Source organism: Absicoccus sp., assembly GCF_034090965.1.
In the GTDB taxonomy this organism is placed as follows: domain Bacteria; phylum Bacillota_I; class Bacilli_A; order Erysipelotrichales; family Erysipelotrichaceae; genus Absicoccus; species Absicoccus intestinalis.
In genome coordinates this window covers 1-12,731 of record NZ_JAXDRQ010000060.1, presented here as the reverse complement: position 1 = coordinate 12,731, position 12,731 = coordinate 1, and the positions used below count along the sequence as shown (strand labels likewise).

Annotated in this window: 10 protein-coding genes and 1 pseudogene; 2 read left to right on the top strand and 9 right to left on the bottom strand. The window is 43.0% G+C overall.

The window, feature by feature from the left end; all coding sequences use genetic code 11:
- The 9 genes and pseudogenes from SOS22_RS09075 to SOS22_RS09035 form a co-directional block, all read right to left on the bottom strand.
- A pseudogene (locus SOS22_RS09075) lies at positions 1–149 on the bottom strand (transketolase); the annotation flags it as partial.
- A gap of 98 nt (positions 150–247) precedes the next feature.
- Positions 248–1,081: an NAD(+) diphosphatase gene (nudC, locus tag SOS22_RS09070; RefSeq protein ID WP_320596992.1), complete on the bottom strand. Its 834-nt coding sequence runs from the start codon at positions 1,079–1,081 to the stop codon at positions 248–250.
- Between the two features lies 1 nt (position 1,082).
- On the bottom strand, positions 1,083–1,733 hold the full coding sequence (locus tag SOS22_RS09065; protein WP_320324821.1) for a potassium channel family protein: 651 nt from the start codon (positions 1,731–1,733) through the stop codon (positions 1,083–1,085).
- 1 nt (position 1,734) lies between these two features.
- Positions 1,735–3,057 (bottom strand): TrkH family potassium uptake protein, encoded by a 1,323-nt coding sequence (locus SOS22_RS09060; protein WP_320596991.1) that lies wholly within the window; start codon positions 3,055–3,057, stop codon positions 1,735–1,737.
- 14 nt (positions 3,058–3,071) lie between these two features.
- Positions 3,072–4,691, bottom strand: coding sequence for a putative manganese-dependent inorganic diphosphatase (locus tag SOS22_RS09055; RefSeq protein WP_320324823.1), 1,620 nt, complete (start codon positions 4,689–4,691; stop codon positions 3,072–3,074).
- Between the two features lie 77 nt (positions 4,692–4,768).
- Complete coding sequence (locus SOS22_RS09050; protein ID WP_320596990.1) at positions 4,769–5,965, bottom strand: Sapep family Mn(2+)-dependent dipeptidase; 1,197 nt, start codon at positions 5,963–5,965, stop codon at positions 4,769–4,771.
- Positions 5,962–6,330: a PTS glucitol/sorbitol transporter subunit IIA gene (locus SOS22_RS09045; RefSeq protein WP_320324825.1), complete on the bottom strand. Its 369-nt coding sequence runs from the start codon at positions 6,328–6,330 to the stop codon at positions 5,962–5,964. Before SOS22_RS09045 ends, SOS22_RS09050 begins: the two co-directional genes overlap by 4 nt.
- Positions 6,327–6,983, bottom strand: coding sequence for an HAD family phosphatase (locus SOS22_RS09040; RefSeq protein ID WP_320596989.1), 657 nt, complete (start codon positions 6,981–6,983; stop codon positions 6,327–6,329). Before SOS22_RS09040 ends, SOS22_RS09045 begins: the two co-directional genes overlap by 4 nt.
- Positions 6,962–8,113, bottom strand: coding sequence for a phosphopentomutase (locus SOS22_RS09035; RefSeq protein ID WP_320596988.1), 1,152 nt, complete (start codon positions 8,111–8,113; stop codon positions 6,962–6,964). The genes SOS22_RS09040 and SOS22_RS09035 overlap by 22 nt, the downstream gene beginning before the upstream one ends.
- A gap of 80 nt (positions 8,114–8,193) precedes the next feature.
- On the opposite strand from SOS22_RS09035, the gene SOS22_RS09030 reads away from it, so the two are divergent.
- Both SOS22_RS09030 and SOS22_RS09025 read left to right on the top strand, forming a co-directional pair.
- A complete protein-coding gene (locus SOS22_RS09030; RefSeq protein ID WP_320324827.1) occupies positions 8,194–11,628 on the top strand; it encodes a pyruvate carboxylase in 3,435 nt (1,144 codons plus the stop codon).
- 66 nt (positions 11,629–11,694) lie between these two features.
- Positions 11,695–12,567 (top strand): DegV family protein, encoded by an 873-nt coding sequence (locus SOS22_RS09025; protein WP_320596987.1) that lies wholly within the window; start codon positions 11,695–11,697, stop codon positions 12,565–12,567.
- Positions 12,568–12,731 lie beyond the last annotated feature (164 nt).

Here is a 12,731-nt window from a genome sequence, read left to right as displayed (position 1 = left end):
TTGATGTCCATGACTTCAAAATACAAATACGTCAAGATATCGGCTGCCGATAAAGATCCACCCGGATGTCCGGACTGACCCGAATAGACAGCAGTCAAGATATTCTTACGAACATTGTTTGCATGTTTTTTTAATTCTTCTACTTGCATATGCGTCTCCTTTTCCTTTAATTTTCGTACGTTTGCCAATTAAAAGTATACAACATTTTGAAATGAAATAAACAATATTTCTAAACTTATACAATTGTTCAATAACAGTTCGAATCTAAACAATCCAACACATGGGCACCATGGGCCTTAAAGAACATCATCATATCATTGGTCAGGGAGAGATCATCGGGTTTATCATTCAATTCATCCTGTGAAATAAAGCGTGCTTTGGCTAATTCTTCTTGTTCCAACGTAATGGTTGGATTCCCATCCAATTCACAGAAAAATCCGAGCAACAAATTCAAATCGAATCCCCAAGGCTGCGACTTATAGTAACGAATATTTTTAACGTGTAAGCCCACTTCTTCCATGACTTCCCGTCGAATGGTATCTTCAGGGGTCTCGCCAATTTCACAAAAACCCGCAATCAAAGCATGACCTTTATACGTTCGATGGGCATACCGCGTCACAAGAATGGAATCATTATGGATCACGCCCACAATGATTGCTGGCATAATGGTTGGATAGATGCGATTGTGACACGAAGGACAACGCAACGCCCTTTCACTATGAGCCGGAACCATGGGCTTTCCACATACACCACAATACCGATGTTTGGCATACCATACATACAAATGATAGGCCGTGACTGCCGCAAATTGTTCTTTCTTTGGTTGTTGATGACGCAATCGATGAATATCTTGATACGACAATTGCTCCTGTTTTTCTAAGGCCAGAAAATAATGCGTTTCATCAATGGAAAATAAATATTGGACCGGGCCATGAATGTCCCGATACGTAGGAAGCCGCAATGGATCCAATCCTTTTACCGCAAGCTTTTTTCCCTCAAAGACCAAGACAGTATCTTCATATGCGGGATCCAACTGAAGATAACTCAAATCAAATCGACTGGGTTGAATATCTTGGATCATATCACACCTTAAAACACTTACGAATATTTTCGGTCTTACCCAATACCAGCAAGCGTTGTCCTTTCACAAATTTCGTTTCCGAACCCACCATCACATTCAATCGGCCATCGGCTTCTTTGATGGCCAAAATATTCAAATGGTATTTTTTACGAATATTCAATTCTAAGATACTCTTATTTTGCCAACTATCGGGTGTTGGCACTTCATAGATTGCAAAGCCATCACTCAATTCAAAATAATCAAAAACCGTATCCAACGTATAGCGAAGCGCCGTCCAATGAGCCACTTGTTTTTCTGGATATACGACAATATCCGCTCCAATCTTCTTCAACAATTTTTCCTGGATATCACTACAAGCTCGCGAAATCACTTTGGGCGCACCCATTTCTTTAACCATATTGGTCGTGATCATGGCACTTTCAAAATCATGCGCGATCGCTACGATCACGATATCAAAATTACGAACACCCAAGGATGCTAAAAATTCACGATCGGTCGTATCCCCAATTTGGGCATTGGTCACAAAGGGCAAGGCATCATTGACACGTTCTTCATTGATATCCACTGCCATGACTTCATGACCCAATTCATTCAATTTATGAACAAGATTTGTGCCAAAACGACCCAAACCAATCAATAAAACATTTTTCATATTATCCTACCGAAATCCTTTCTTCTGGCATACTATTCACAAATCGGCTCTTCGAAGCTACCGCATACGCTAAAGTCAAACCGCCCACACGACCAAAATACATCAATACAATCAATAAGATGTGACTGATTGCGCCTAAATATGGGGTGATCCCCATCGTACAACCCACCGTACCAATGGCAGAGGCCGCTTCAAAAAGACAAGCCATCATCGGAATGCCTTCGATCCTCGATATGATCATGGCTACGGCTAAACATAACGTAATATACATCGTAAAGATGGTACCAGCACTTCGTACTGTATCATTATCGATCCGACGATGGAACATATGTACATTATCGCGATGGAAGACCGCCGTTACATTGGCCAACATCACCGCAAAGGTCGTCGTTTTCATACCACCGGCCGTTGATCCGGGTGAACCACCAATCAACATCAAAAGGGTCATGACCATGGCTCCGGTCTGGGTCATGGTCGTAAAATCGACCGAATTAAAGCCAGCCGTCCGTGCCGTGACCGATTGAAAAGCCGACAAAAAGAAACGCGTTTGCAGATCATGGACATTTTGAAATTCACCAAAGAAAAAATAGACTGTTGGCAACACCAATAAAAGAAGCGTTGTCAATACGACCACTTTGGCATGCAAACTATATTTGCGAAAATGCCATTTATTCACTAAGATATCATTCCATACAAAGAAACCCAATCCACCAATGATGATCAACAACATGATGGTCCAGTTGATGATGGGATTGGAACGCATCGTAGTGATGGAAGAATACGGTTTGATCACACCCATGAGGTCAAATCCCGCATTACAAAAGGCCGAGATGGAATGAAAGATCGCATACCAAATGCCTTGGCCCCAACCAAACTTGGGCACAAACACAAAAGCCATCGATATCGCACCTAAGCCTTCCAACAAGACCACGCCTTTGATGATAAACTTCACCATGCGCATGATCCCACCCATTTGAAAGGCACCGATAGAATCTTGCATCGTTGCGCGTTGAAGAAGACCAATCTTTCGTCCCGAAAGAATGGCCAAGGCACACGCAATGGTCACAACGCCCATACCACCAATTTGGATCAGCAACAAAATGATCAACTGACCAAAACTGGTCCAATAGGTTGCGGTATCATGAACGATCAACCCTGTCACACAAACGGCAGAAGTGGATGTAAACAGACAATCCAAAAACGGTGTCATTACATGTTTTTGTGAAGAAATCGGCAACATCAACAACAAGGCCCCCAACAAGATCACACCCGCAAAGCCAAGGATGATGATGCGAGCCGATGTAAATCGTTTCTTAAAAATCATAAAATCCCTCGAATCTAATGATGACTAAAGACATCCATCAAGATTGGAACGATCTGATTTTTTCTTGATAAGATGCCCGCTTGGATCTGACCTTCTTGGGGAAAGGCTTCTTCGATCCATTCTTTACATTCTCCTTGTGCATAAATGATCGATCCACCATCGGCAATGCTGGTAAAAGCCACACAATACGTCTTGGCTTCCAAATGCACCAACAATTCCGTTAAAGCTTCTTTGATTTCGGCTTCTCTTCCTGTCAGGGCTTCAAAATTATAGATGATCACCTGACTGATTGCGACTTTCTGATCCTCAAAATCAAAGGTCTTCAAATCCATATGCATGATATCGATCATGGATTTGTCGGCAATGTTGGTCGACACACTAAACATATCTTTGGCCAGATCATCAATATTCACCTGGGCAATTTGGGCCAAAACATTGGCCATAAAAATATCTTTTTGCGTTGTGGTCGGCGAACGAAACTTTAAGGTATCGCTTAAGATGGCCCCCAACAATAATCCCGCCAAATTTTTCGGTATCGCTACCTGTCTTTCCTGGAACATACCTGTTAGAATGGTTGCGGTCGAACCCACGATCTCGTTGCGAAAGGCCACAGGCATTCGCGTTGAAAAATCACTGATGCGATGATGATCGATAACCTCGATCAAATCCGCTTTTTCAATGGCACGAACCGATTGAGAAAACTCATTATGATCCACCATGACGATGGATTTATTTTGGGAATTCAAGATATGATATCGCGATACATAGCCAACCAATCCATCCTTTTCATCCAAGACCGGATACGAACGGAATCGACTCTTGGCCATCTTCTTGGATGCATCTTCCGCCAATTCCCAATAATGAAAACTCACAGGATCCGAATGCATCAACAACGCAGTGACGGGTGAAAAATAAAGATAACGCGATGTATTCATCGCTCCATGTCCCGATAAGATGATCGGACAATGATGTTCTTTTGCCACTTCGATCACTTCTGGATCGATCGTCTTGGCCCATACCACGATCAATATGCCCGCACCTTTTTGAATCGCTTGCATCTGGGCATCCTTATCATCCCCCAGCATCACGATACGCGACTTTACATCGTAATTGGTCAATCCTTGTTTCGCCAAGGCAATGATACTGACTTTCCCATTTAAATGAAATTGGGCATCATTATAAACGATCGTACCATCCAAGGTCTTGGCAATATTTTCCACACTGGTCACTTTTAATAAATCGATTCCCAACGACGTATCGCCCATCCCAATTTTGGAAATATCCTGATTGGCAATGATACCAAGTACTTTGCCCGTTTCATCGGTTACCGCAATCGATGGCTTATTTTCTTTTTCCATCAGTTGCAACGTTTCATAGATGGTCGTATCCGGATGTACACAAAGCGGATCATCCAGCGCAATTTCCGATAGTGAAATGCGCGCATCTTTTAAATAAAAAGGCGCCACAAAACCAAATCGATCCAATAAATATTTGGTTTCATCATTTAATTCGCCTAAACGACAAGCCACACAATCCACACCTTGTTGATTTTTCAAGTAGGCATACGCAATTGCCGAAGCCACCGAATCCGTATCTGGATGTTTATGTCCTGTCACATAAATGGTTTGACTCATATTTACCCCTTTACTATCTACAGTATCGTTTTACGCTATTTTAAGCACTTTTTCAACCCATACAAAAAGACGGATATCTAATCCGTCGCTAATTTTTCAATCGCCAAGCGATATATTTCTCGCGCTTTTTCTAGGTCGGCGATATCGATTCGTTCATTGGCTTGATGCTCGGTCAATTCCACCCCTGGAAAGACCGGTCCAAACGCAATGATATGATCCATCGCTCGCGCATAGGTGCCTCCACCAATGACCAAAGGGTCGGAATCATCATGGGTAACCGTTCGATAGGCCTCTAACATCTTGGTGATGATGGGGCCATTCTTATCCATATAGATGGGTGCTTTTCCACTGATACGAACGATATGCATGTCCGGTTCTACTTCTTGTTTTAAGAGGGTTAGGACATCGGCTTCCGTATAAGAAACCGGATAGCGAATATCCACCGATAAAACCACATCTTTTCCTCGCACTTCGACCTTGCCAACATTCAGTGTCAATGATCCACTTTGTTCATCCGCAAGATCCAAATGCAGCTTAGCTCCTTGCATATCGATCTTGTCACGATAAAAAGCCGCTAAAGGTCCATGGGCTTGTTCCATCAATTTTGAGATGGCATTGATACCCTCTTTTGGCATCGATCCATGCGCACTTTTTCCCTTGGCTTCGAGCCAGGTCCCATCATCCAATTGTCCTTTGGCCCAAGCCGGCACCATATTGATTGCTTCACCACCCTCGATGGATTGAAACCCCGAATGTTTCAAAGGCATATGCCATTCAGTCTGCAACAAGCCTTTTTCACCATAGATGGCAGGAAAGTCTGCATCCGGTGTAAACCCAAACGTAGGCAGTTCCTCGTTGGCTTTATACGCTTCGATATCTTCCCATTCACCGACTTCTTCACACGTACCAAAAATGATACGAACGCGCTTATTCAAATGCTTATCACTTTCATAGACGTCTTTCATAGCATAGATAGCTACCATCATCGGGCCTTTATCATCCATGACACCACGACCAATGATCTGACCCTCTTTGATCGTTGCCGTAAATGGATCACTATCCCAGCCCTGACCAGCTGGCACAACATCCAAATGACCAATGATTCCCATCATTTCTTCGCCCTGGCCGATTTGGGCATAGCCATACGATCCCCCATCATGCACAGAGAAACCAAAACTTTCACACAAAGCCAATACATAACGCAAAGCATCCTTGGTATATTTGGTTTGCGAAACACTTGGAATCGCAATGAGTTGTTTTAACGTATCGATCATGCATCTACCTCCACAATTTCAATGGATGATCCCACATGTAATGTCGGTACATCCTTTTTTTCCACATAAATGGTTCCTGGCATTTGTGGCTCTTTGGCACCATTGAAACGAATCGTACAATGGCCCATCGTTTGTAACGTATCCATCACTTCCGAACCAACCGCCGTAATTGGATAAGCAATGCCATCCATCCGTAAGATTTGTCCAGGTTGGATCGCATCCACTTTTTGTTTTTCAATGATATAACTATATGCTTTTAATTCATCGGGCACATCCGTCCCAAACAAAATGATAAAATCCCCCTTTTGAAAGGAAGATACTTGTGGCCCTACTGCCATTACATGCGTACTAAAGCAGGTCTTCATTTCCATACCTCCTTGATATAGTCTTGTACATTATACATATTGTTTACACACAAATCATATTTTTCCTTGGCCATTTCTTTGCTCCAATTGTTTTCCGGCACCATGATCGTAAAACAACCAGCTGCTTTGGCGGCAAAGACGCCATTGGGACTATCTTCCACTACGATACACTGATTAGCCGCCACATGCAATTGTCGTACTGCCTCTACAAATACATCGGGATACGGCTTGCCTCTTGGCACATCCATGCCCGAAACCAAGACAGAAAAATAAGGATCCAGCCCTACGGCTTTTAAATTCTTTTGGATCAACGATAAAGGGCCACCACTGGCACAGGCACAAGGAATGCCTTGGTCTTGTAGCATCTGCAACAAAGCTTGCACCCCAGGTTTCTGATCCATTCGGCTTTCCATTTGGCCTTCGGCATATTTCATGACAATATCCATAAACAAAGCGGCATCGATATGGGGACAAACCCGATGAAGACTGGCCACTTGATCATGACCAGAACGACCATAGATGGCTCGTTTCATTTGTTCGGTCAATGGTATGCCCAAATGATGAGCAGCTACTTGCCATCCTTGTCGATAATATTTTTCGGTATCTAATAAGGTGCCATCTTTATCAAAGATCACTGCTTGAAAATGTCCCATATTGGTTCTCCTATCATATATTCTGGTTGAACAATATTAAAATTATGCAAAATGGTTGCTCCCACATCACCAAACGATCCCGTTGGCAAGGTTTCATGTCGATGAAGCTGTAAAGAATAACACAAACAAGGTACATTCTCTCGGGTATGATCGGTTCCTTGCCAAGTAGGATCATTACCATGATCGGCCGTAAGGATCAATAAGTCATCCGTTCGCATCCGTTTAAGAAATGCGCCAAGTAGAACATCAAAACGTTCCAATTCATGGCCATAGCCTGCTACATTGCGGCGATGTCCCCATTTGGCATCAAAATCCACCAGATTCGTAAAGCACAGTCCCTGAAAATCTTTTTCTTGCATAGCTATGGTTTGTTTCATCCCATGAACGGAACTGGTCGAATGATAGCTTTCCGAAATCCCGTGTCCCGAAAAAATGTCGCTGATCTTACCAATGCCAATCGTATAAGGCAAAAGGTCTAAAACGGTCGGACGAATCGGGGCCAGGGCCAGATCTTTTCGATGATCCGTACGTATATATTGTCCCTGCCGAATAATATATGGTCGAGCAATGACGCGGCCTACTTTCCATGGAGGCTGCATCGTCAGTTTTCGAGCAATCGTACATACACGATACAATTCCTCTAAGCCAAGGATTTCTTCATTGCCACAAATTTGGAGGACCGAATCCGCCGAAGTATAGAGGATCAATGTTTTTCCTTGGGTCTGTGTTTCCACATGCCCTAATTCGGATAAGATCTGCGTTCCGGAAGCGGCTTTGTTGCCAATAAAAGTATGTTGCGTTTCCTTTTCCAGTTCCTGGATCAAATCTTGGGGAAACGATGAAAACACTTGAAAAGGGACATCGACAGGTACCCCCATCAATTCCCAATGTCCCGATAAGGTATCTTTACTGGGGCCTTGTTCGGCCAATCGAAGTGCAATGCCTTGATGGGCTTGGGGTGTATATAAGGCATCCAAACCTAATTTTCGCAAATGGGGAAGATGTAGAGACATATGGGCTTGAATGTGTCCATACGTGTCTGCCCCTTGATCACCAAATGCCTTTGCATCTTGGGCTTGACCGACGCCAAAAGAATCCAAAACGATGGTAAATATACGCTGATATCGCATATCACTAGTTTAACACACTTTATTTTGGCATTAGATATAAACTGTCCTATAATATTTATATCATTAGAAAGAGGACATATATGAGTATCCATAATTTTAACAAGGTCTTGGTTGCCAATCGTGGAGAAATTGCCATTCGTATCTTTCGTGCATGTTACGATCTTGGCATCCATACCGTAGCCATGTACTCCAAAGAAGACATCAACTCACAATTCCGTATTCGTGCGGATGAAGCGTATCTCATTGGTGAAAATGATAGTCCGGTTGGTGCCTATCTCGACATTCCTGCCATCATTCGTTTAGCGAAACGCCGTGGGGTCGATGCCATCCATCCTGGTTATGGTTTTTTAAGTGAAAATGCGGAATTTGCGAAAGCCTGTGAAGATGCGGGCATTGTATTTATTGGTCCACCCAGTGATATCTTAGCGAAGATGGGCGATAAATTAAATGCCAAAGAAATCGCTATCCAAGCGGGCGTACCCATCATTCCGGGTTCGACCAAGCCACTAAAAGATGCGGATGAAGCCTTATCTATGGCCAAATCCTTTGGTTTTCCAATCATCTTAAAAGCGGCTGCCGGTGGTGGTGGCCGTGGTATGCGTCGATGTGACAAACCAGAAGAAGTTAAGCCAGCGTTTGAATTGGTGAAGGCGGAAGCACAAAAAGCGTTTGGGAACGATGATATTTTTATTGAAAAATTCTTGGTCAATCCCAAACATATTGAGGTCCAGATCCTTGCCGACCAAAATGGTCATACCTATCATATCTTAGAACGGGATTGTTCGTTGCAGCGTCGTTACCAAAAAGTCATTGAATTTGCACCGGCCTGGTCGGTGGATGAGACCGTCTTAAACAAGATTCGCGCCGATGCCGTACGTATTGCGAAAACGGTTGGCTATGTGAATGCCGGAACCGAAGAGTTCTTGGTCGATGCCCAAGGCAATTACTACTTTATCGAAATGAATCCCCGTATCCAGGTAGAACATACGGTTACCGAATGTGTGACTGGTATTGATTTAGTGCGGGCCCAGATCTTGATTGCGGAAGGTCGTTCCTTAAATATTCCTGAAATCGGAATTTCCAAACAATCCGATGTCAAAGCGCGAAATTATGCGATCCAATGTCGGGTAACGACGGAAGATCCACAAAACAACTTTGCCCCAGATCATGGCAAGATCATTGCCTATCGTACAGGTGGTGGTTTTGGGGTGCGTCTGGATGGTGGAAATGCCACGACCGGTACCGTGATCTCCCCTTATTATGATTCCTTATTAGTCAAAGTCACGGCTTTTGATAACACGTTTGAGGGGGCTTGTCATCGGGCTTTACGTGCCATTAGTGAAGTGCATGTTCGTGGTGTCAAGACCAATATTCCTTTTATTTCAAATATTTTGACGCATCCAACTTTTATGGCGGGCCAATGTTCAACCAAGTTCATTGACAATACACCCGAATTATTTGATGTGGTTGGTTCCAAAGACCGGGCTACGCGTATTTTGCGTTATATTGCCAATATCCAAGTCAGTGCTCCCAATGCCGAACGAAAACAATACGATAAACCGCGTTTTCCCAAACATACGGGCGATCCAGAACCAGGTTTGAAACAAAAATTGGATCAACTTGGACCAACGGATTTTTCCAAGTGGGTACGTAATCAAAAGAAATTATTGATCACCGATACGACCATGCGGGATGCCCATCAAAGCTTGTTGTCGACGCGCATGCGTACGCGCGATATGATCTTGGCAGCCCCAGGTACAGCTGAAATTTTAAAAGATTGTTTCTCCTTGGAAATGTGGGGTGGTGCCACTTTTGATGTGGCCTTCCGTTTCTTACATGAAAATCCATGGGAACGTTTGACCTTGTTGCGATCGGTCATTCCTAATATTCCTTTCCAAATGTTGTTGCGTGGTAGTTCTTGTGTGGGTTATGCCAATTATCCAGACAATGTCGTGCGTGAATTTGTACATCAATGTGCCATCAATGGGATTGATATCTTCCGTATCTTTGATTCCTTGAACTATCTGCCGGGTATGGAAATTGCGATCGATGAAGTATTGAAACAAGGCAAATTCTGTGAAGGTACAATTTGTTATACGGGGGATATCTTAGATCCAAGCAACGATACCTTTACGTTGGATTACTACATCAAATTAGCGAAAGAATTAGAAAAACGTGGTGTGCATTCGATTGGCATCAAGGATATGGCTGGTTTATTGAAGCCTTATGCCGCCAAAGAATTGGTACATGCTTTGCGAAATGAAGTATCCTTACCGATCCATCTGCATACCCATGATACATCGGGCAACCAAGTGGCTACCTATTTGATGGCGGCCGAAGCTGGTGTGGATATCGTGGATACTGCCGTTGCTTCGATGGCAGGCATGACTTCACAACCATCCATGAATGCGATCGTTGCCGCTTTGCATGGCCAAGATCGAGATACCGAATTTGATTTGGATCGGATTGAAGAATTATCCAATTACTATGCCGATGTGCGTTTGCGCTATGAAAAATTTGATCATGGCCTTAAGACAACGGATACGGATATTTATAAATATGAAATTCCTGGTGGTCAATATACCAATTTACGACCACAAGTCAATTCCTTGGGCTTGAGCTCTCGTTTTGAAGATGTCAAAAAAATGTATAAAGTGGTCGATACGATGTTAGGTGGTATCACCAAGGTCACTCCTTCCAGCAAGATGGTTGGAGATATGGCTATTTTCATGGTCCAAAACGATTTGACACCGGAAAACATTTTAGAAAAGGGAGAACACTTGAATTTCCCGGATTCGGTCATTGATTATTTCAAAGGCTTGATGGGACAACCGCCACATGGTTTCCCAAAGAATCTGCAAAAAGTGGTATTAAAAGGACAAGAACCTATTACTTGTCGTCCTGGAAAGTTATTGCCACCAGCCGATTTTGAAAAAGCCAAAAAAGAAGTGGCTGTATTGTGTCCACATCCTTTCAATATGCGTCAAGTTATTTCATATATCATGTATCCAAAAGTTGTCAAAGAATATTGGAAACACGAAGTGGAATATGGTTATTTGATGCATATGGGATCCCATGTCTTCTTTAATGGTCTAGCCAAAGGAGAACGCAACTTGATCACCATTGATGAAGGAAAGACCTTGGTCATTCGTTTTATCGAATTGGGTGATATCAACGAAGAAGATGGAACGCGTAATGTGATCTTTGAATTGAACGGTCAACGCCGTGTCATTGCGGTACCCGATCCACATGTGCATGTAGAAGGCAAAGAGACCAAGATGGTCGATCCTCAAGATAAATCACAGGCTGGTGCTTCCATTCCAGGTCTTGTCACCAAGATCAATGTGAAAGTTGGAGATGAAGTCCAAGAAAATGATAGTTTAGGTATCATTGAGGCCATGAAGATGGAAACAGCCGTGGTAGCCCGGATGCATGGTACCGTCAAAGACATCTTGGCCAAAGAAGGAGACACTGTCAAAGCAGGGCAATTATTGTTTACATTAGACGTGAAGTGACTGTTTCCTTTTCCCATTCCCCGTGTTAGAATAGCTAATTGTTAAAGCAGAAGAAGGATGGATACTATGACAGTAGCAATCATGACAGATAATGAATCCGGCATTTTTCCTGAAGAAGGAAAGAAGCTGGGTGTATACATTTTACGTATGCCTTTTTTCCTGGATGGAAAACAATATTACGAAAATGAAACCATCACCGCCCAGGAATTCTTCGAGCGTATGGAAAACGATCCCGACATGGAATTTTCAACCTCGATGCCACCGGCCGGTGAGGTATTATCCATGTGGAAAGAAGCGTTACAGACGCATGATGAAGTCGTATACATTCCCATGTCGAGTGGTTTATCGAGTTCGTGTGAGACCGCTACATTATTAGCACAACAATTCGATGGCAAAGTACAAGTAGTGAATAACCAAAGAATTTCATTAACGCAACGTCAATCGGTTTATGATGCGATGACCCTTCGTGATCAAGGAAAATCAGCCAAAGAAATCAAAGAAATCTTAGAAGCGGAAAAATTTAATTCCAGCATCTATATCATGGTTGGTAGTTTAGATTATCTAAAGCGTGGTGGTCGTGTCACCTCGGCTGCGGCTTTATTGGGTGGTCTATTACGCATTCGACCGGTCCTACAAATACAGGGCGAAAAATTGGATGCGTTTGCAAAAGCCCGGAGCTTAAAAGCAGCCAAAAAAATCATGTTTAATGCGTTGCATTCCGATCTTGATACACGTTTTAAACCATTTGTGGATAAAAAGGAAATAGAAGTCTATATTTCTTATACCCATGGTCAGCCGGAACAAGTCAAACAATGGTTTGAGGAAGTCAAAGCCGAATTCCCTCAATTTCATGTTACCAAAGATCCTTTGTCTTTAAGTATTTCTTGTCATACGGGTCCTGGTTGTCTTGGGATTGGATGTGCACGAAGAGTCGTATGAAAATACGGCTTTTTCTTTTGAAAAGATGAATTGTCAAATTAAGTGCAACACGATGTATGTGAGTCTGTTTCGTTCATAACTTCATTTGGTGTCTTATAGCCAAGGCACTTTCGTGGCCGATTATTCATCAGTTCAAGATTATGCTTTAGCTCATCTTCATCGAC